The following is a 21,679-nucleotide window of genomic DNA, read 5'->3' on the forward strand; positions in this document are numbered from 1 at the left end:
TTATAATACGTTTCTTCCGTACATAGCATCCTGTTCTTTTCTTAACTTGTAGATCAGTGTGCTCTTATCTAATTCGATATCATCATATGTAAGCAGCTGTCCCTTCTTGACATCTCTCTTCATGACAGCTTTGTTTGTTACTAATCCAAATGGTACATATCCCTTAGCGTTAGATTCTTCTGCTGTTGCGATAGATCCATGTGTTGTGTATCCTCCGATACCATCAATTGTCTGTCCTGCTTTCAGATCAATCTTCGCTCTTGTGATACATTCTGATACTAATCCATCGATTGGTACGCATGTAACTTCTCCGTCGATAACGGCTTTTGCTACTGTTAATGGTGTCTCTAAGTTGCACAGATGGAATGGTCTGTATAATGTCCATAATGGTCCAGGTCCCATGCTGTGGTATCCCATCTGGTATGCGATCTCTTCGTTTGGTGTGGATACTGTTACGAAGACTCCTGGTGCGATTCCGTTTACATATTCTACAACTCCATGTTTATTTAAGATTCCACCGTCTTCTTTNATCAGTCCTGTGTAGTTAGACATCGCTGTCATCTCTACCATTGTCTTTGTTCCGTCTTTGAATGCACATAACATCTTTGGACTCATGACACGGCGTGTTGCTTCTTCTAAGACTGTGTCTGGGTTGCATTCGTAGTCGATCTTGTTATTCTTTCCTTTCCCCATGACTTCCACGTTCATTCCCATGGCTTTGGCAAAGCTGTATAATTCCATGACTGCTCCAGGTTCATCTCCTGCGGATCCTGTGTAGATGACTCCTTCTTTCTGAGCTAATTTCTTTAAGTATGGCCCGATAACTACGTCTGTTTCTACATTTAACATAACGACGTGTTTTTTATTCTTCATTGCGTCTGTTGCTACTTTTGCTCCGACATCTGGAACTCCTGTTGCATCGATCGCACACTCTACTAAGTTTGCCTGTGATACGAAGTTTGCGTCTTCACATGCTACATATTTTCCTGCTTCCATTGCTGCATTGGCATCTGCAAGTGTTTTTGCGATCACGATATCTTCATCAGATACTCCGGCATATTTGAATGCATGGACTGCATTTTCTACTTTGATATCAGATACGATGGCTGGTGTGATACCGTTCATCAGTACCATCTGTGTTACCATTCCTCGTCCCATCTGTCCGGCACCTACGATACCAGTTTTGATGATTTTTCCTTCTTCCTGTCTTTTGATTAATTTTTGATCCATGTTTAACATAATCACATTCTCCTTATCTTATATATAAAAATTAATAAGTGCTAAATTAATATAATTCAATGACACCGCCAACGGCTAAATCTTCTGCTGTCAGCTTGTTTCCTTCAAGAGAGATACATCCCGGACGTTCTGCCTCTGATCCTCCCTTGAAATCTAATGTGCAATGTCCAAGTTCTGCCCATGTATGAGGTGCCTCCCATCCGACAGCACTGACTTTGAATTCTTTATTTCCAATCTTTAATGTATCTCCAACAGCTGGATCTTCTTTCAATTCAGCTTTTGTATGAAGTACCGATAATTCTGCAAGTTCTGGTGGTGCATCTTCGTTAAAAATGATGATAAAGTTCATATCTTCATCTTCCAGAAACGCTAACGCATCTGGTCCAAGTCCAACGATTTTAGACTGATATTTCATATTTCTACCTCCTGTGAAATCTATGTTTATTAATACATTCCAATACTAAATGCGAACGCGATCAGTACCGCTAATGGTCCTGTGATCAGTCGTTCAAACAATACGGCTGGAACACCATATTCAATGGTTTCTGAATCTGCTTCTCCAAGGGATAATCCAACCGGAATAAAGTCACATCCTGCCTGTGCATCGATTGCAAACAAAGCTGGAAGTGCATACTGTGGAGGAATATTTCCAAGTGCAAACTGTGATCCCAGCAATGTTCCGACTACCTGTGCGATAACAGCTCCTGGTCCAAGGACTGGAGAAAGGATTGGAATACCACAGATAAACGCGATCGCTACCATTCCTGGCAATGTAGAACAGATTGGTGAAATTGTTTTTGCAATGACATTTCCAAGTCCACTGGCTGAAATGATACCAAGCAGTGTAGCTGTAAATGCCATAAATGGAAGGATTGTACCAACAACCATCTCTATCGTGTCACGACCTGCCTGAAAACAGATATTTACAACACGTCCGACTACTTTACCAATGCGGACAACGATATTTTCTTTCTTTCCTTCACTTGCTTTTGCAACTTCTTCTTTTGCCTGTGCTTTTGACTTTGGTTCTGGAGCAGTGCTTGCTTGTGTCTGTTTTGTTTCCTCTGATACTTTCTGTGTAATATGTCCAGCATAACCAGATTCAAAAATATCATTTTCTGTAACTGCTGATACATAAATCTCTGGTGTGATATATTTTGCTAATGGTCCAGCTTTTCCTACTGGTTCAATATTTACTGTAAAAATTCCTTTTTTAGGATAAACTCCGCAGCGGGCTGTACCACCACAATCTACAACAGCTACTAAAACTTCATCATCTGGAAGAGTTTCCTTAAACCCGTCAATAGCCTCTCCTCCTGTCATTTCTGCAATTTTTTGTGCTACCGGATGGATTCCTCCACCTGTAACGCTTAAAATCTTATTACATTTTTCTGTAGGTACAATGGTTAATGGTCCTCCCCATCCACCACTTCCGGCTTTAATCGTAATTGTTTTATACATATTGGGTTTCTCCTTTCCTTAATTAGATTTCTTACTTAATACTGCATAAATTTTTTCGCATAGGATACCACGGATCAAAATAACGATCACACCTACGATGAAATATCTTACTGCAAGATTTCCAATTGATAGTCCCAGTTTCTGGATACCTGTTGCAATTCCCATGTATACGAATAACTCTCCTGCATTTGCATGTGGAAATAATCCAGTGACTGGATGACAAAATGAAACTGTCGCATCATAAAAAGCTGCTTTATGTTCTTTCTTTAAAAATCTTCCAAATGTATACATTGCTGGGTTCGTTAAAAAGATAACAGCCATAATTGGTAACAATGTATAACGAAGAATTGTATATTTTGTAATCTTCTGGCAAAACTTTTCTACTCTTTCTACTCCAATAAATCCTATCAGTGCGTTAACTGCAGTCATCAGACAGATAACCAAAGGAATGATTCCTGTTACCCAGCTCATAAACTGCTCCCCACCTGCATTGAACAATCCTATAAAGCCATTTGCAATGTTTGAAATAACTGTCATAAATAAATTTTCCTCCTTTTTAATGTTTACCTATGATAATTTTTCATTTTCTTTCTATATAAATGTCTCTCCGAACACCTCATCCTTCTAATCGGGCCCTTTGATCTACATTGGACTTTGGTATCCTTTGTTCCATATATATCATTATTTTACATTTGTTCTTATTTTTTTCTTTTTCTTATTCATTTTTTCTTGAATTTCTGCGATTTTTACAATATAATTTTGTTAAAAAGATGTTACATTTGTGCTTTTCATGATTAAAATTACATTTATAAAGGATTATGCCTATGAAAAAAATAGAAAACAATGATGCTATGTTAGATCGAATCACTTTGATCGCAACTTTGTATTACAAAGACAAACTCTCTCAACAAGAAATTGCCAAGAAACTTAATATTTCAAGACCATGGGTATCAAAACTTCTTACCCGTGCTGAAGAACTCGGTATCGTTAAGATTGAAATTGAGTCTCCAATCCTTGGAAATACTCAGCTTGAGCAACGACTCTGTGATAAATACCAGCTTGAATATGCGTGTGTTATCGACAACTCTGACACATCGAGGGACTACCTTTCCATAGCTGCTGTGAATTATTTCATTTCACAGATCAAACCAAACGATATCATTGGTGTAGCCTGGGGAAATGCTATTTCAAGATTTATCCGCCATATCCATCCTTTGAAATTTACTGACATTCAGATCGTTCCCCTCGCTGGAAGTTTCGGTGCCTCATTTGATACATTGCCAAACTATAACGTCATCCAGTTAGCTGATCTGACAGGTGGTAAATCCCATTTGCTTCATTTTCCAGCATTCTGTTCTTCTAAAGAAGAATACGAAACTTTAAGTTCGAACCCAAAAGTTCAGTCAACCCTTAATCTTGCTGAGAATTCAGATATCATCGTCACAGGGATTGGAACTTTTGAAACCTCTTTTCTAACAAGACATGATATTCTTTCTGCTGACGAAGTTACTCAACTGAAGAAGTCTGGTGCCATTGGTGATATCTCTTTGCAGTTTTTAACTTCTGATTCAAAACTTATAGAGACAGAACTTACAAAGAGAATCATTCGTGCTGATATTTTTAAAGCGTCTAAACATGCTCGTGTTTCTATTGGTATTGCTGAAGGAATTTATAAGAAAGATATTATTCATTCTGCCTTATCTCTTCATCTGATCAACTCATTTTTCACTACCAAGGAAACAGCACTTGCTCTGCTTGACTGATTCCATGCAGCGGTTTTTCCGCTGTTTTTTTTGTTCTTATTTTTACTTTTTTTCTCATTTTTGTGTTATTTTTACAAATATTTTGTTCAAAAAAAGAAAACTAATAAAAATATATCTTTTTTATCTTGATTAGTTTCTTTTTCTGCGGTTCTACAATAACTTTTCAGCGCATTCATTGTTGGTGATCAATATATTGATATATCCTCCAGCAATTGCACCTTTAACTGCTTTCACTCTTTCTACTCCACCTGCAATACCAATTCGGTTTCTGATCTTCTTAATCTGCTCTGCGGGCATTCCTGCTATTCTTTCGTTGAATCCTTGAAATTTATCTCTTTTTCCTTCGGAATCAAAGAATTGCAAAGCCACATTTCCAACAACACCATTGTCTGCGAAACTTTGAAGTTCTTCATCCGTAATATATCCGGCATGAATCAGTGTGGAATCTGTTCCTGTATCATTTGCTCCAATTCCCATAACAACTGTATCCAGTTTTTCAAAGTCATCGAAGATAAAATTCACTGACTTTTCCTCTAAGAAATAATCTTTGATCTTCTTATCTGAGAACTGTGCTGGAGCAAGAAACTGTGTATAGTTTCCACCAAATTTATCTGCAAATTCTCTTGCAATCTGGTTACTCTGGACATCTACTCCATTAATACTGTTTGGACTGATGCCTCCTACGATTGGTACAAACATATACTGATTATCTTTCGCAAATGATCTTCGAGTTCTCGCTACATTATGTAAAGTAAATCCCATAGATACCCCAATATAATCTCCATCACGGAAAAACTGTGACAAATAAAGTGCTGCCTTTTCATACATCTTATTCAGAGATTCCTGTCTGGTATCAAGAGAACTATTCTCAACAACGATCACATCTTTCAGACCATATTTTCTTTCCAGTGTTTTTTCAAGTTTTCCATAAGTGAACTGAATCGGATTGACCACTTCCACGCGTACAATTCCGCTTTCTTTTCCCTTCTGAAGCATTCTTGAGATTGTCGCTCTGGATATTCCAAGATAGTCGCTGATTTCCTGTTGCCTCATATCATCTTCATAATACAGGCTGCAAACCTTATAGATCAGTCTCCAATCATCTACAATCTTCTTCATTGGACGATACTCCTTTCTCATTTGCTGCTTTCTAAGTTGTATCAATCTTTATGCCTTTATTCTAGTCAATCTTTGTTTTCTTTTCAATACATATTCTCTGAAATTATGTCAAAGTGAATTATTTTTTCATATATATTTTTACATTTGTTCAGAAATTTTGTGAAGAATTTATCAGATGCTTTTGTGCAGTTTTTGAAACAATGCTTTTCTTTCTTGTATTTTTTTGTCATTTTTTATATACTGAATACATTATTAACAACAAAAGGAGCTTTACATATGATAAAAACATTATTTGAATTATGCTTTCTTTTCTTCCTCTATTCTTTTACTGGATGGATTCTGGAAGTGATACAGGCAGCATTTAATCAGAAGCGTTTTGTAAACCGTGGATTTATTAATTCCCCACTTTGTATTTCTTACGGTATCGGTGCTGTGATCATCACGATCAATACCCATGAGATGACTGGCCTTTGGATTTTTCTTGTTGCCATGATCGATGCCACTGTCATTGAGTGGTTTGGAGGACATTTCATTGAACATTTTTATCATGAACGTTGGTGGGATTATTCTGAAAATAAATGGAATCTGGATGGTTATATTTGTGTTTCTCATTCAATCTTCTGGGGAATTCTTGGATATCTTGGTGTCAGATTTGCAAATCCTTTCATTTTTACTATATACAAAATGATTCCTGCCTTGATACGCCACGTTATTATCTTTACTCTGCTTACAATATTGATCATTGATATACTAGCCACGGCAATCGTTGTTTTTGGAAAAAATATCGATAAACGGCGTTGGGAATCTGCAGATGCATATCTTACAAAGATCAGCATGAAGTTAAATAAGTTGATAACTTCTTACGTGGAACACCGTGTCGAACGTGCTTATCCACAGCGCAAATTAAAACTTCCAACAATTCCAAAAACGGGCGTCTTTGCTCAGGGCTGTGGTTTTTATAAAGTCTTTTTATTGTTTTTTATAGGTTCCTTGCTTGGTGATATCATTGAAACGATCTTTTGCCGTTTAAAGATGGGTGTCTGGATGAGCCGCAGTAGCCTTGTATGGGGTCCGTTCAGTATTGTCTGGGGATTTGCTTTTGCTGGAGTTACTTTACTTTTATATCGTTATAAAGATTGTTCTGAGAGCTTTTTATTTTTGATGGGAACATTTCTTGGAGGTGCTTATGAATATTTGTGCAGTGTTCTAAGTGAAATTGTCTTCGGAAAGGTGTTCTGGGATTACAGTAAGATGCCTTTTAATCTGAATGGAAGAATCAATCTTCTTTATTGTTTCTTCTGGGGAATTGCAACGGTTGCCTGGTTTAAAAAGATCTATCCATTACTATCCGGACTGATTGAAAAACTTCCAATCGCTTTTGGAACTGTTTTTACATGGTTTGTCGTTGTTTTTATGACACTTAATATGCTGATGTCTTTATCTGCCTTAATCCGTTATGATCAGAGAGACAAACAGGTTCCTGCTTCCAATGGTTTCGAAAGATTTCTTGATACTCATTATAATGACCAGAAAATGAAAAAAATATATCCAAAAGCGGAAAAAGTTCATTCCTAATATTGTTTAACATCAAATTTTCCTATAAAAAAGAATGGTTTCTTACACAAGGTATCTGAAACCATTCTTTTTTTATTCAAAATAATTATTTTCTTTACAATATGTATAAATTCCATCCTCTGATACATGCCCGCAGATTACATCAGCTGCTTCTTTTAACTCTTTGGATGCATTTTCCATTGCCACTGCAAGTCCAACGGTCTTTAGCATTTCAAGATCATTGTTACCATCTCCAAATGCCATTGCCTCCTCTTTGCTCAAATGGTAGTACTCTAAAACCTTTTCAACTGCAACGCCTTTTCCTCCATCTGACGGAATGATATCGACAGCTTTCGGCCACCATACTGCCACTGCTGCTCTTTTTGTATCTTTAAGCATCGCTTTATATTCATCCTTACCGCCTGCCATCATGATCTGAAATACTTCATCTTTTGAAAGCTCCTCAAAATCTGTTGCAAGCTTGATCCTCTGATTTGCAATGGAAAAATATTCAACGAGGTCTTCTTCTAATCCATTTGCTTCTGTCCTGTCCTTTGTCGCTAATACCACAGGATGTCCCATTTCTTCTCCATTTTGGATGATCTGTTTTACATCTTCTTTATCCAGCGGATTTTCAAAGATTGTTTCGGTTTCATTAAAACTATAAGAACCATTAAACGTCAAAAATGCATCAAAATCTATTCCTTCACTTTTGAAATCTGGAACTTTTTCTGGCGGTCTTCCTGTTGCAATACAGATCTTAACTCCATTTTCCTTAAGCTTTAATAATGCTTTTTTGGTATTGTCTGTTATTCTTTTCTTCTCTGGATCGATCAATGTCCCGTCAATATCAAAAAATGCAATCTTTATCTTACTCATGTTATCTCTCCTGCCATAAAGAAAGACAATAAACACACTGTCTTAATGGCGAATGTATCTATTGTCTTTAAACTCTTATCTCTTATCCAATGACATCACTCATATCATACATACCAGCTTCTTTTCCTGCTAAGTAAAGGGCTGCACTGACTGCTCCCTTTCCAAAGATAGCTCTTGAATATGCTGTATGTTTTAATTCGATGACTTCATCCTGTCCTGCAAAGATGATCTCATGTTCTCCAACAATTGTTCCACCTCTGACTGCTGAGATTCCGATCTCTTTCTTTGGACGCTGTTCTCGTCTCTGACTTCTGTCATAAACAAACTCATATTCGTTGTTTAATGGCTCATTCACAGCTTCTGCAAGTGCGATTGCTGTTCCAGATGGTGCGTCTAATTTTCTTCTGTGATGCTTCTCTACGATATCAATATCAAATCCTGCATCTGCTAATAATTTTGTCATGGATTTTAATACTTTAAATAATGTATTCACTCCTAATGACATATTTGCTGAACGAAGAACTGCTGTCTTTTTGCTTGCTTCATGAACTTTCTCTAACTGTTCATCACTTAATCCTGTTGTACATAATACAACTGGAATCTGTCGCTCAACTGCAAAATCTAATAATCCATCAACTGCTGGTGCGGCTGAAAAATCAATGATCGCATCAACTTCCACATCACATGCGTTAATATCTGTAAATACTGGATAATCATTGTGTCCGTCATCCACACGATCTACACCACATGCCATAACGGCTCCTTCTGTCTCTTCTATGATCTTACTGATCACCTGTCCCATGACTCCATTGCAGCCATGCATCATAATCTTAACCATCTTTTGTAACTCCTTAAAGAATTCCTGCTTCTTTCATTGCGTTAATTAATACCTGTGCGTGATCTTCTTCCATCTCTGTCAATGGACGTCTTACGATATTTCTGCAATATCCCATCTCTGAAACTGCACGTTTTGCAGGGATTGGATTTACTTCACTAAATAAGTTATGGATCACATCCATGTATTTTAACTGGATGTCTAAACTTCCTTTAACATCCCCATCTAAAAACTTCATAACCATGTCATGAGTTTCCCTTGGTGCTACGTTAGATAATACAGAGATAACACCCTTTCCACCTAATGCAAGAAGAGGTACTACCTGATCGTCATTTCCTGAATAGATATCTAAACATCCATCTGCTAATGCTGCAAGTGTTGCCACCTGTCCGATATCTCCGCTTGCTTCTTTGATCGCTACGATGTTATCAACACTCTTGGCAATCTTCACTGCTGTTGCTGGCTGGATGTTTGTTCCTGTTCTTCCTGGTACATTGTACATGATGATTGGAATGTCTACAGAATTACCAACTGTTGTATAATATTCTTCCAGACCTTTCTGTGTTGCTTTGTTATAATATGGTGTTACAACTAACAGTCCGTCTGCTCCTGCTTTCTCTGATCTCTTGGCAAGATTCAGTGCTTCATCTGTACAGTTAGCTCCTGCTCCTGCGATAACTGGGATTCTTCCATTGACATGAGAAACGCATGCACTGACTACCTCGATCTGCTCATCATGAGACATTGTAGAAGCTTCTCCTGAAGTTCCACAGATAATGATACTGTCTGTTCCATTATCGATCTGAAAGTCGATAAATTTCTCTAACTGATCATAATCCACCGATAAATCTTCTTTAAATGGTGTTACTAATGCAACACCTGCACCTGTAAAAATTGACATTTTTCTTTCCTCCTATCATCCTGTGTAGCATCAACATTGAGATTCTTTGACCGTACTGATGCAGTATACCGCATCTGTATATGGTATCAATTCATCTGGAATCTGTCTTCCCGTCATGATGATCAGCTGATCGTCACTTCGGTTTTCTAACATCTCCACTAGTTCTTCGGTCTTTAAAAGTCCAAGATCCAAAAGTCCCAGCACCTCATCTAAAACGACAACGTCACACTGTCTTGTGTCTATGACTTTATGTGCGTATTTTAAACCGTTATAAATAAAATGATCCTGTTCTTTCTTCTCTTCATCGCTTAGCTCTTCGTATGATCTTTCATATTTTTCAAAACGAAACAACTGTACTTCTGGTTCTAAACGTTTGAAAAAGCTTAATTCTTCTGTTTCTTTCCCTTTAAGGAACTGAACCATGATGATCTGCTTTTCCTGCCCGGCTGCTTTCACACACTGACCAATCGCACAGGATGTCTTTCCTCTGCCCTGGCCACAGTATACTTCCACTCGTCCTTCCATCTTTTCACCTCAAAGAATCTTCCTTTTGTAGTAATATATTTGGTTTAGGATATTATATCATTTCTGATACTATAAATACAACTTATTCTTTATCCTTTTCATGAAACTCCAGTTTATTTACAGACACTTCATATGCTACCCGTTTGATCAGCTGATTTTCTGAAATCCTTTTCTGGTATTCCCTGCTCTGGATTCTTCCGATCAACTGAATTCTTGAACCAATTTCAAGATTTCCTGCAAATCTTGCATTTCTTCCCCAGCAAATGCATGGTATGTAATCAGATTTGCCATAAGAACGATTCACCGCAAGCAAGATGTCACAAATCTCTCTTCCAAGCGGTGTCATCCTATACACTGGCTGTTTACAGATAAATCCATCTAAAATGATCTGATTTGGTCTGTATCCTTCCATGTTGTCAATGAATTCCAGATCTCTGACAAATACGGATAAGATCAGATGATTACGGTTCTCCTCATGCTTATTAAAGGAACGAAACTGTCCGCATGCCCTTACAAGCATCCCTGTGTAATCTTTACTGACATCTATCAGTCTGTCTGATACAAGTAATGGTATCTCGTCTGTTGCTTCACTTAATCTGTTTACTAAAAGTTTGACTGTATAAAATCCTTCTCCGAAAATCTCATGGCTATATTCAAATGCTGAATTGATACGTCCGCAAACCTCCACTTGATTATGATTGATTCCCTGCTCTGTCATACTCTTTCTCCCTTCTTGTGTCCTATTAGTATACTTTAAATCCTATTCCAATTTGGCCACAATTAGAAGAAAAACCATTCGACAAAGTTAGCCCCACTTTTTCGACATTTTATAACTAACCGTAAATTATTTTGTTATTTTATGAGAATTTTGCACGTTTTCTCATTGTTGGATCTAAGATCTTCTTACGGATACGGATGTTTTCTGGTGTAATTTCCAGTAATTCATCGGTATCAATAAATTCTAATGCCTGCTCTAAGCTTAAGATCTTTGGAGGAGATAATTTTAATGCATCATCTGATCCTGAAGCTCGTGTATTTGTAAGCTTTTTGCTTCGGCATACGTTAATCTCAATATCTTCTGTCTTTCCTGTCTGTCCAATGACCATTCCTCCGTATACTTTCTCACCAGGTCCTACGAATAATGTACCTCTCTCCTGTGCATTAAACAGACCATATGTGATCGTTTCTCCTGCTTCGTATGCGATCAATGATCCCTGTTTACGATACTGGATATCTCCTTTGTATGGTCCATATCCATCAAACAGTGTATTTAAGATACCATTTCCTTTTGTATCTGTCATGAATTCTCCACGATATCCGATCAGTCCTCTGGATGGGATAGAGAATTCAAGTCTTGAATATCCTCCATTGGCGGCTGTCATATTTTGAAGTTCACCTTTTCTCTGGCTTAACTTCTCAATAACTGCTCCTGTAAATTCTTCTGGAACATCAATGACTGCGATCTCCATTGGTTCTAATTTCTTTCCATTCTCATCGTAATGGTATAATACTTCTGCCTTGCTGACTGCAAATTCATATCCTTCACGGCGCATGTTCTCGATCAGTACGGATAAATGTAATTCTCCACGTCCGGATACTTTGTAGCTGTCCTGATTCTCACTTTCCTCTACACGAAGGCTGACATCCGTATTTAATTCTCTGAATAATCTGTCTCTAATGTGTCTTGATGTAACATATTTACCTTCCTGTCCGGCAAGAGGGCTGTCATTTACCATAAACTGCATGGAAATTGTTGGCTCTGAAATCTTCTGGAATGGAATTGCCTCTGCTCCATCCACATCACAGATCGTATCTCCGATAGACAGATCTGAAATTCCTGAGATTGCTACGATAGATCCTACCTGTGCACTCTTCACATCTACTTTATCAAGTCCTTCAAATTCATATAATTTGGTAATACGGACTTTTTCTTTACGTTCTGGGTCATGAGCATTCACCACGATACATTCTTTATTGACTGCGATCTCACCATTATCCACTTTACCGATTCCGATACGTCCAACATATTCATTGTAATCAATTGTACTGATCAGTACCTGCAATGGTTTCTCTGGATCTCCTTCTGGTGCTTCGATATGGTCGATAATTGTCTCGAATAATGGTTTCATATCTTTCTTTTCACCATCAAGGTCTAATGTTGCAAATCCTTCTTTGGCTGATGCAAATACGAATGGACAGTCAAGCTGTTTGTCTCCTGCATCTAATTCCATTAATAATTCTAATGTCTCATCGACAACTTCATCTGGTCTTGCTTCTGGACGGTCTACTTTATTGATACATACGATCACAGACAGATCAAGCTCTAAGGCTTTCTTTAATACGAACTTTGTCTGTGGCATTGGACCTTCGAATGCATCAACTACTAATACAACACCATTTACCATCTTAAGTACACGTTCTACTTCTCCACCAAAATCCGCATGGCCCGGTGTATCGATGATATTGATCTTGATTCCATTATACATAACTCCTGTATTCTTAGACAGGATCGTGATTCCTCTTTCTTTCTCGATGTCGTTTGAGTCCATGACTCTTTCTGCAACTTCCTGATTATCACGGAAGATTCCGCTCTGTTTTAACATCTCGTCTACTAAAGTCGTTTTTCCATGGTCGACATGGGCAATGATTGCAATATTTCTCACATCTTCGCGCTTCATTTATATCCTTCTTTCTAGCATCTTTCTCTATCAGTTTCCATGGCATTTACAAAGCATGCCAAGATTAACTTTCTTATTCTATCACAATCAATGAAAAGTTGCAATTTTATTATTTAGTACCAAAACTTTGATCATTGATACCATTGCTTTTTCCATTCGTGTCTCGATTTTTCCTGAAATTTAAGAACATTTTCCTTTATTCTATCATATTTCTTTGGTCTTTTCCTCTATTATATGTTATATTTCTTATAGACAAAAAAGGAGTTTGATATTATGAATTTACACGAATTAATCGATCGTTTACATAAAGAACATACACTGACAAAAGGTGAATTTATCACTCTCATTAAAGAACGTGATGAAGAAAATGCATCTTATCTAGCTTCCCTTGCTAGAGAAGAAGCTGTAAAAATCTATGGAAATGGTGTTTTTCCCCGCGGATTAGTTGAGTTTACCAATTACTGTAAAAACAACTGCTATTACTGTGGTATTCAAGGAAGTAATCAGCATGCAAACCGTTATCGTCTGTCAAAAGATGAAATCCTTTCTGCCTGTGAAAATGGTTATCAGCTTGGTTATCGAAGCTTTGTCCTTCAGGGCGGGGAAGATCCTCATTATAGTGATGATGTAATGGTTCCGATCGTTTCTGAGATCAGGAAACGTTATCAAGATTGTGCGATCACCCTTTCTCTTGGGGAACGTTCCAAAGAAAGCTATCAGAAGTTATACGATGCTGGAGCCGACCGATATCTGCTTCGCCATGAAGCTGCTACTCCAGAACTTTATCAGAAATTGCACTCTGAAAGTCTATCTTTAGAAAACAGGATTCAATGTCTATGGAATCTAAAAGAGATTGGGTATGCGGTTGGTACTGGATTTATGGTTGGTGCACCTTATCAGACTGTTGAGAATCTTGTGGATGACCTTTTATTTATTCAAAAACTTGATCCTCAAATGGTTGGAATCGGACCTTTTGTACCTCATCATGATACAAAATTTAAAGATTATCCTTCTGGAACTGTGGAGCTCACCACTTATCTAACAAGTATCCTGCGTCTTATGAATCCACATCTTTTGCTTCCTGCCACAACGGCACTTGGGACCATTGATCCCCGTGGACGAGAAAAAGGCATTCTTGCAGGAGCGAATGTTGTAATGCCGAATCTTTCTCCTGTTGCGGTAAGAAAAGATTATTCTTTGTATGATAATAAAATCTGTACCGGAGAAGAAGCGGCAGAATGTGCCGGATGTCTTGGAAGAAGACTTGCAAGTATTGATTATGAACTTGTTTTCACTCGTGGAGATTATATCGAATAATTAAGAAAAAAAGCGTGTAGAACTTTCAAAATTCTACACGCTTTCGTTTTATCTTTTATCTGTCAAAGAAATTATCTTCTTCTGCTCTTTAATAAGAACTCTGGAATGTTGATCTTTGTGCTTTCATGCTCAATCTCTTCCATCTCTGCTTCTGAAACATAGCTTGTCTGCTGTGATGTTTCTTCTGGCTGTTCTTCCATCACCTTTCCATTATGGATTGGCTGCCCTGAAAATGCTGGTGCCTGTTGCTGTGGAGCTGGTTTTGCTTTCTTTGTTGCTGCAAATCCAGTTCTTGCATTTCCTGTGATATCTCCTGATTTGATACCTGTTGCGATAATCGTTGCACTGATCTGGTCTCCAAAATCAGCATTAACTGTACCAAAGATCACGTTGACATCATCTCCAGCCTCATCCTTTAAGTATTCTACAGCCTGCTGCGCTTCTAACATTCCAACAGCACCTGCGAAGTTAACGATAACATCTGTCGCACCTGCAACCGTTGTTTCAAGCAATGGACTTTCCATCGCTGTCTTGATTGCTTCGAGTTCTTCGTCTGCAACACCCATACCGATATGCGCGATACCTTTGTCTCTCATAACTGTCTGGATATCTGCAAAATCGACATTGATCAGTCCTGGGTTATAGATCATATCTGTAATTCCCTGTACACCCTGCTGTAATACTTCATCTGCTTTCTTCAGAGCATCTGGAATCGTTGTTCTCTTATCACAGATCTGTAATAACTTATCGTTTGGAATGACGATCATTGTATCTACCTGATCCTGAAGACGGGCAATTCCTGACATTGCATTATTCATACGAGGTTTTCCTTCAAATGTAAATGGCTTTGTCACAACTCCGACTGTTAAGATTCCAAGACCTTTGGAAATCTCGGCAATGATCGGTGCTGCACCTGTACCAGTACCTCCACCCATTCCACATGTTACAAATACCATATCAGATCCCTGAACCAGTTCTGTGATCTCTTCACGATTCTCTTCAACTGCCGCTTCCCCGATCTCAGGCTTTGCTCCTGCTCCAAGTCCCTTTGTCAGTTTCTCTCCGATCTGAATCTTTGTTTCTGCTTTACATAAAGATAAAGCCTGTCTATCTGTATTCACACCCACGAGTTCTACACCCTGGACATTCTCATCAACCATTCGGTTTACTGCATTGTTACCGGCTCCACCGACTCCTATTACTAAAATCCTTGCTTGTGTGTTCTCAACACTAGGCATAATCTCAACCACGTTGTTCCTCCTTCACGCCATCATCTATATATAATGACTTCCCTTAAATTCTGTACACTAATCTAATGATACCTTTTTTACTAAGTTTTTTCAACTATTTTTTGGTTGAAAAATAGCAATTTTGCGGTCCTCACTAAAGTATCTCATGTCAATAGTTCCACTTTTCCCTTTTACTTTTTTCAGCATTCCTTTAAGCTCTGGTATTTTGATATCAATATCATTTTTGTCATAAAGATCTACTGTAATATTACCACTGATCAGCAACGCATTTCCATCATCTTTGATATGAATCTGATCAATTGGCAAATGATATTTGCTGATCGCTGTTGTTAATTCCAGCAGATATGAAAAAACTTTTTCATCCTTTACATCAATTTTTTTCTGCATCTGTAACTCATTATATTTTAGTCCTGTCACAAGCGGAACATTGTCATATTTTTTTTCATGACTTTCCAATGCATATCCATTTTTATCAAAATAGACATACTTTCCGTTATACTGAAGGCAACCCGCTCTCTTCTTTTCTTTGACGTGGATCGTAATTGAATCCGGAGCATTAATGCTCACATAAATCGTATCCACAAACGGTAGAATCTTCGGTGTCGCAAATTTACATTTTAAATAATATCCAACTGAATTATTAATATATCCATTTTCTGCGATCGCTTTTCTTACTTCCGCTTGTGTATAATAACTCAATCCATCAATCTTTATTTTCTTTGTCTTACAGGTTCCTGCAATGACCAAAATTGAAAGTGGAATGCAAACAATGAAACCGAGTAAGATTTTCTTAAATGAAATTTTATGTACCTTATTTTTATTTTTATGTTCATCCATTCGAATGACATTGTTATCTTCCATAGCACCTCATCCTTATCCTAAATGAATTCGTCTAGATACTGATAATACAATTCCCATCTCAATCATTGTTGAAAAGATTGATGATCCTCCATAACTAATGAATGGAAGCGGAATTCCTGTTGGCGGAATCGTATTGGTTACTACTGCAATATTTACAAACACCTGCATTGCAATATGCGTTATAACTCCAATTACCAGCAAAGATCCTAATAATTCATCTGCATTCATTGCGATCAACAACATTCTCCAAATCAACGCTGCAAAAACGAGAATCAAACAAACTGCTCCAAACAATCCTAATTCTTCACAAATGATAGAAAATATCATATCATTATGTGATTCAGGAATAAATCCCATCTTCTGCATGCTTTGTCCCAGTCCTTTCCCAAAAATTCCTCCTGAACCAATCGCATACAACGCCTGCATCGTCTGAAATCCTTTCTTATGAGTCTCTGGATGCAGCCAAATCTGAAATCTCTCGTTTCGATAACTATTAGCAGTCATAAGATAAACGACTATCCCTGCCATAAACGCAACCGCAGTTATGATCAATTCTTTCGTCCTTTGGCTTACCACAAAAGTCATGATTCCAACCATAGCACATATAACAAGTCCTGTACTTAAATTCTGATATGTGACTAATCCAATGACCGGTATCGTTGGAACTAAAATCTTTGCATGATCACCAAGCGTTTTCAATTTATGTTGTGATGCATTGATCGCTAATTCATTCGCCATATAAATGATAAGCAAAAACTTGCAAAATTCTGATGGCTGTATCTGGAATCCTGCAATGCTGATCCATCGTACAGACCCTTTTTTTGCTGCCCCTACCAATAATACCACGATCATAGAAAAAGTAGCTATTCCAAGACAAAGAAATGCTGGTTTATGTCCTTTTATAATTCTATAATCTGCCCTGGAAATCAAAAATATAGCAATCGCACCTCCAAGCACAACAAGCCCTTGCTTCAATACCCATTTATACGAATTTCCATATGTCATCATACTTTTATATGAACTTGTGCTGTAAATCATGACCATACCAAAACATATCAGAAATATCACAAGAAACAACGTTGGATAATCAAAATATGTCTTGCCTGCCATATATTTTTTTTTGATGCGGTTTGACACTTTTCTAGTTCTCCTTTAATTTTCTGACACAGTCTTTAAAGATATCTCCTCTGACTTCATAGTTCGGGAACATTCCCCAGCTTGCACATGCTGGTGATAATAATACAGCATCTCCATCCTGTGCTTTTTCTGCAATATAAGAAACTGCATCTTCCATAGAATCTACAAATTTAATCTTATCAAATCCATGTGCTTTTGCACATTCCGCAATCTTTGGTGCTGTCACACCCATTAAGATCAGCTCTTTTACCTTACCATCAAACGCTTCGATCCATTCATCATATGTGGATTTTTTATCATATCCTCCACCGATCAACCATGTTGGGCGATTCATTGCTTTAATTCCTTTGATCGCAGCATCAGGGTTCGTTCCTTTAGAATCATTATAGTATGCAACACCATTTACTGTATCTACATATTCGATACGATGTTCTACACCTTTAAATCTCTTAATTCCTTCTTTGATATAAGAAACAGGAACTCCCATAGAATATGAAACTGCAATCGCTGCTAAAATATTCTCATAATTATGATCACCTAAAAGATTTACATCATCTAATGTACAGACAACCTGTCTATCACTTCCTTCTTCGATCACAAAAGCATCATCTTCCATAAATACTCCTTCTTTTATCTTATGATGAAGGCTGAAAAATAGAACTTTGCCATTTGCTCTTGTCGCCATATCTCTTGTTGTATCATCTTCGTAATTTAATACCATAATTTGATCTTTTGTCTGATTCTTTCCAATAGATTCTTTTGTCTTTGCATAAACCTCTACTGTTCCATGACGATCTAAATGATCTGGTGTGATGTTTAATACTGCACATACATCTGGCTTAAAATCAACGATCGTTTCTAACTGGAAACTGCTGATCTCTGCAGTTATCACACTATTTTCTTGTGTATCTAGTGCTACACTTGTATATGGAATTCCAATATTTCCCACAACAAAGCTGCTCTCATAGTATCCTTTCATGATCTCTCCTGTAAGAGCTGTTGTTGTTGTCTTTCCGTTTGTTCCTGTGATTGCTGCAATCTTTCCTTTTGATGCCTGATATGCTAACTCAATCTCGCTCCAAACTGGTTTCTCCTGATCATAAAACATCTGAGCGATCGGTGCATTTACTGAAATTCCAGGACTTAACACTAAAAGATCATATTTTTCTATATCTTCTTTTGTGATATTTCCAAGAACTAATGAAATTTCTTTCTTTTCATATAGTTTTTCAAATAAAGCTTCCTTATCAAGTTCTTCATTTCCATCATAAAGACTCACATCTGCACCTGTCTTTAAAAGAAGGTTTACAGAACCTATTCCACTTTTTCCTGCTCCTGCTACCAAAAATTTCTTACTTGTATCTATCATTTTTTTCTCCTTACTAAATCGCTACCAGTCCGATCAGGCAACAAACTGCCGTGGTGATTGCAAAGATTGCTACAACCTTCGTCTCTGGCCATCCTGACAATTCAAAATGATGATGGATCGGTGCCATTTTAAATAATCTTTTTCCTTTTGTAGCTTTAAAATATCCAACTTGCAGCATCACTGATAATACTTCAACCATATAAATCAACGCTACGATCGGGATAAACAGCGGCAAATGCAATATAAGTGCGGTTGCCGCTACAAATCCCCCAAGTGCAAGCGAGCCTGTGTCTCCCATAAACACTCTCGCTGGATATACATTAAATACTAAAAAACCAAGCAATGAACCAACGGTCGCACATGAGATCGGCCAGATTCCGGCCGACATGCCATCCTGCTGCATTCCAAGAGCTGCTACCGTAAAGTATGTTGCGATCAACACCGTAACACTTGATGCAAGCCCATCTAGTCCATCTGTAAAGTTAGCACCATTGACTGTGCCTAACAAAATAATAAAGACCGCTGGTACAAAAAATGCTCCAAGGTTTAAATATTTTCCATGTGTAAAAGGGATCAGCATCGAAGTTCCAATCTCTGTATAATTGATCAGATAATATGCAAAAATTCCTGTGACTATGATCTGTCCAAGCATCTTCTGCCATGCATGAAGTCCCAGATTTCTTTTCATAACTACCTTGATATAATCGTCAATAAAACCGATAAATCCAAATCCCAATGTTACAAACAATACTGGAATGATCATAGGATATCTTCTTACATAAAATAACGATGCAATTACTATCCCTAATAAAATGATCAGTCCTCCCATTGTTGGAGTTCCTGATTTCTTCAAGTGTGATTCGGGTCCTTCTCCCCGGATAAACTGACCGAATTTTAATTTGTGTAAATACCTGATCATCATCGGACTTAATAATACGCTGACAAAAAAGGCAATTAAAACCGGCTTTACAATACCATAATTCATGTCGCCACCTCATTTGTTTTCATCCTGTCTACGGTTCTTTTTTATCTGGCGTATATTCCTTATAAATTCCCATATATGGAAGTGCAACCTTAAACACACTTTTCATCACGGGTGCTGCGATCGTTCCTCCATAATATGTTCCATAAGGTTCATCGATCAGTACAATACCGATGATCGTAGGGTTCTTTGCTTTCGCAAATCCTAAAAACGAAGAAATATACTTTCCATTTCCTCGCGGAAGTTTCTCACTTGTCGCTGTCTTTCCTCCAATTGAAAATCCTTCAATCTTGCAGTTTTTACCAGATCCATCTGAGACAACTGCTTCTAAAAGCTCTTTCATCGTCTCAGAGGTTTCTTTCTTAATAACATGTTTCTTTGTCTTATAAGTAAAAAACTTCTGTTTTGTTCCATCTTGTGTCTGAAGATATACTCCAAAATGTGGAGTGACAAGTTTGCCTCCATTGATCACTGCACTGACTGCTCTTAAAAGTTGTAATGGCGTGATCTGGATTGACTGCCCAAATGACATTGTGGCAAGTTCTACCGCCCCGACATTTTTCTTCTGATGCATGATCGAGGATGCTTCCCCGGCAAGATCAATTCCTGTTTTTTCAAATAAACCAAGCTTCTTGAAAGTCTGATACATTCCATCAACACCAACCCTCGCTCCAACATCCATAAATACTGGATTGCAAGAATTCATAACACCTTCTTTGAAAGTCTCACTTCCATGTCCTCCGACTTTATGACATCGTATCTTACGATCCTCGACAATGCGGAAACCTGAGCAGTTAAAATGATCATTTACCTGTACTTTGGAAAGTTCAAGTCCTGCTGTTGCCGTTATAATCTTAAATACAGAGCCTGGCTCATAAGTATCATTTAAGCAGGAATTTCTCCATTTCTTATTCAGATACTCTTGTTGTTTTTTGCTATTCTTTGCTCTCTTTTGAGCTGACAGTGAAAATGGTTTATTCAGATTATACTCTGGTTCATTTACCATTGCATAAATCTCCCCATTCTGAGGATTCATAAGGATCATAGATACCTGTTTCGCCTTCTTCTCTTTTTTTACCTTCCTGCATGCCTGTACTGCATAATTCTGCAGATTGACATCCAAAGATGTATAAAGATCATTTCCCGAAACCGGCTCTTCCCTTTCCTCATATGCACCATCAATCTCCACACCTTTGCCATCGGTGAGTGTCCGGATCCTTCCAGTTTTTCCTTTCAAATACTTGTCATAAAAAACTTCTAATCCCAGAATTCCCTGATTATCTCCACCTGTAAATCCAAGGACTTTCGATGCTAGTTTGTCATATGGATAAACTCTTTTGTAATCTTCATCCACTTTAATCCCCTCAAGTTTATATCTCCTGATGCGATCAGCGATGCTTTTTTCTACATTACTTTTAATTTTTTCCCTTACTGAATTTTTATATACTTTTTTTCTGATCAAAGATTCATCGATCAGAAGATTCTCAGATAATATTTTAATTACTTTTTCCCTGTCTGTTATCTGAGAATAAATCACAGAGATCGAGTAGACTGCCTTATTTGAAGCAATATTTACACCATTCCTGTCGTAAATATTGCCTCTTGGTGCCTTGATCTCCCGGTCTCTTTGGTGCAGGTTTTTGGCTAAGCTTAAATATTTATCCGCTTGAGCGATCATTACATAAGAAAGCCTTATCGTTACAACCAAAAACCCTGTGAAAACCATGCTCACAACAAGCAAAAGTCTTTTCTTTGCTTTCGTTCTCATCTCCATAATCCTCACTTTATTATTAATAAGGTTATGAAGAA

The 21,679-nt window shown here is 37.6% G+C and carries 20 protein-coding genes; 3 read left to right on the forward strand and 17 right to left on the reverse strand.

Features of this window, described 5'->3' with window-relative positions; genetic code table 11:
- Genes OCV53_RS11910 through srlA form a run of 4 tightly spaced genes read right to left on the reverse strand, consistent with a single transcriptional unit; the run spans window position 1 to window position 3,237 of the window.
- Window positions 1–1,239 carry an NAD(P)H-dependent oxidoreductase gene (locus tag OCV53_RS11910; protein ID WP_055198497.1) on the reverse strand — a complete coding sequence of 413 codons (1,239 nt, stop codon included), beginning with the start codon at window positions 1,237–1,239 and terminating at the stop codon, window positions 1–3.
- 46 nt (window positions 1,240–1,285) lie between these two features.
- Window positions 1,286–1,654 carry a PTS glucitol/sorbitol transporter subunit IIA gene (locus tag OCV53_RS11915; RefSeq protein WP_055198499.1) on the reverse strand — a complete coding sequence of 123 codons (369 nt, stop codon included), beginning with the start codon at window positions 1,652–1,654 and terminating at the stop codon, window positions 1,286–1,288.
- Between the two features lie 29 nt (window positions 1,655–1,683).
- A complete protein-coding gene (gene srlE, locus OCV53_RS11920; RefSeq protein WP_055198501.1) occupies window positions 1,684–2,700 on the reverse strand; it encodes a PTS glucitol/sorbitol transporter subunit IIB in 1,017 nt (338 codons plus the stop codon).
- Window positions 2,701–2,718: 18 nt separating this feature from the next.
- On the reverse strand, window positions 2,719–3,237 hold the full coding sequence (gene srlA / locus OCV53_RS11925; RefSeq protein ID WP_055198504.1) for a PTS glucitol/sorbitol transporter subunit IIC: 519 nt from the start codon (window positions 3,235–3,237) through the stop codon (window positions 2,719–2,721).
- A gap of 287 nt (window positions 3,238–3,524) precedes the next feature.
- Between srlA and OCV53_RS11930 the strand changes: the two genes are divergently transcribed.
- Window positions 3,525–4,463, forward strand: a complete 939-nt coding sequence (locus tag OCV53_RS11930) for a sugar-binding transcriptional regulator (RefSeq protein WP_055198506.1) — start codon at window positions 3,525–3,527, stop codon at window positions 4,461–4,463.
- A 150-nt stretch (window positions 4,464–4,613) separates the two neighbouring features.
- On the opposite strand, the gene OCV53_RS11935 is transcribed toward OCV53_RS11930, so the two are convergent.
- Complete coding sequence (locus OCV53_RS11935) at window positions 4,614–5,582, reverse strand: sugar-binding transcriptional regulator (protein WP_055198509.1); 969 nt, start codon at window positions 5,580–5,582, stop codon at window positions 4,614–4,616.
- 276 nt (window positions 5,583–5,858) lie between these two features.
- Here OCV53_RS11935 and OCV53_RS11940 point away from each other — a divergent pair, with 276 nt between their 5' ends.
- Window positions 5,859–7,157, forward strand: coding sequence for a putative ABC transporter permease (locus OCV53_RS11940; protein ID WP_022375198.1), 1,299 nt, complete (start codon window positions 5,859–5,861; stop codon window positions 7,155–7,157).
- A gap of 72 nt (window positions 7,158–7,229) precedes the next feature.
- Here OCV53_RS11940 and OCV53_RS11945 read toward each other — a convergent pair whose 3' ends face one another.
- From OCV53_RS11945 to typA, 6 genes are all read right to left on the reverse strand, one after another.
- Complete coding sequence (locus tag OCV53_RS11945) at window positions 7,230–8,015, reverse strand: Cof-type HAD-IIB family hydrolase (RefSeq protein WP_022375197.1); 786 nt, start codon at window positions 8,013–8,015, stop codon at window positions 7,230–7,232.
- Window positions 8,016–8,097: 82 nt separating this feature from the next.
- Window positions 8,098–8,853: a 4-hydroxy-tetrahydrodipicolinate reductase gene (dapB, locus tag OCV53_RS11950; protein WP_022375196.1), complete on the reverse strand. Its 756-nt coding sequence runs from the start codon at window positions 8,851–8,853 to the stop codon at window positions 8,098–8,100.
- 13 nt (window positions 8,854–8,866) lie between these two features.
- Window positions 8,867–9,751: a 4-hydroxy-tetrahydrodipicolinate synthase gene (gene dapA / locus OCV53_RS11955; RefSeq protein ID WP_022375195.1), complete on the reverse strand. Its 885-nt coding sequence runs from the start codon at window positions 9,749–9,751 to the stop codon at window positions 8,867–8,869.
- Window positions 9,752–9,781: 30 nt separating this feature from the next.
- Complete coding sequence (locus OCV53_RS11960; RefSeq protein WP_055198511.1) at window positions 9,782–10,276, reverse strand: cob(I)yrinic acid a,c-diamide adenosyltransferase; 495 nt, start codon at window positions 10,274–10,276, stop codon at window positions 9,782–9,784.
- Between the two features lie 82 nt (window positions 10,277–10,358).
- Window positions 10,359–10,994: a single-stranded DNA-binding protein gene (locus OCV53_RS11965; protein WP_055198513.1), complete on the reverse strand. Its 636-nt coding sequence runs from the start codon at window positions 10,992–10,994 to the stop codon at window positions 10,359–10,361.
- 139 nt (window positions 10,995–11,133) lie between these two features.
- Window positions 11,134–12,954: a translational GTPase TypA gene (gene typA / locus OCV53_RS11970; RefSeq protein ID WP_055198515.1), complete on the reverse strand. Its 1,821-nt coding sequence runs from the start codon at window positions 12,952–12,954 to the stop codon at window positions 11,134–11,136.
- A 273-nt stretch (window positions 12,955–13,227) separates the two neighbouring features.
- Between typA and hydE the strand changes: the two genes are divergently transcribed.
- A complete protein-coding gene (hydE, locus tag OCV53_RS11975; RefSeq protein WP_055198518.1) occupies window positions 13,228–14,271 on the forward strand; it encodes a [FeFe] hydrogenase H-cluster radical SAM maturase HydE in 1,044 nt (347 codons plus the stop codon).
- A gap of 71 nt (window positions 14,272–14,342) precedes the next feature.
- Here the strand turns inward: hydE and ftsZ are convergent, their stop codons facing one another.
- From ftsZ to OCV53_RS12005, 6 genes are all read right to left on the reverse strand, one after another.
- Window positions 14,343–15,521: a cell division protein FtsZ gene (gene ftsZ, locus OCV53_RS11980; protein ID WP_022374909.1), complete on the reverse strand. Its 1,179-nt coding sequence runs from the start codon at window positions 15,519–15,521 to the stop codon at window positions 14,343–14,345.
- Window positions 15,522–15,611: 90 nt separating this feature from the next.
- Complete coding sequence (locus tag OCV53_RS11985) at window positions 15,612–16,382, reverse strand: cell division protein FtsQ/DivIB (protein WP_055198520.1); 771 nt, start codon at window positions 16,380–16,382, stop codon at window positions 15,612–15,614.
- Between the two features lie 12 nt (window positions 16,383–16,394).
- Window positions 16,395–17,519, reverse strand: a complete 1,125-nt coding sequence (locus tag OCV53_RS11990) for an FtsW/RodA/SpoVE family cell cycle protein (RefSeq protein ID WP_022374911.1) — start codon at window positions 17,517–17,519, stop codon at window positions 16,395–16,397.
- 4 nt (window positions 17,520–17,523) lie between these two features.
- Window positions 17,524–18,888, reverse strand: a complete 1,365-nt coding sequence (gene murD / locus OCV53_RS11995; protein ID WP_022374912.1) for a UDP-N-acetylmuramoyl-L-alanine--D-glutamate ligase — start codon at window positions 18,886–18,888, stop codon at window positions 17,524–17,526.
- A 13-nt stretch (window positions 18,889–18,901) separates the two neighbouring features.
- Window positions 18,902–19,873, reverse strand: a complete 972-nt coding sequence (mraY, locus tag OCV53_RS12000; protein ID WP_022374913.1) for a phospho-N-acetylmuramoyl-pentapeptide-transferase — start codon at window positions 19,871–19,873, stop codon at window positions 18,902–18,904.
- 28 nt (window positions 19,874–19,901) lie between these two features.
- Window positions 19,902–21,638 carry a peptidoglycan D,D-transpeptidase FtsI family protein gene (locus OCV53_RS12005; RefSeq protein ID WP_022374914.1) on the reverse strand — a complete coding sequence of 579 codons (1,737 nt, stop codon included), beginning with the start codon at window positions 21,636–21,638 and terminating at the stop codon, window positions 19,902–19,904.
- Window positions 21,639–21,679 lie beyond the last annotated feature (41 nt).

This window comes from Anaerostipes amylophilus (assembly GCF_025567365.1).
Taxonomy (GTDB): domain Bacteria; phylum Bacillota; class Clostridia; order Lachnospirales; family Lachnospiraceae; genus Anaerostipes; species Anaerostipes amylophilus.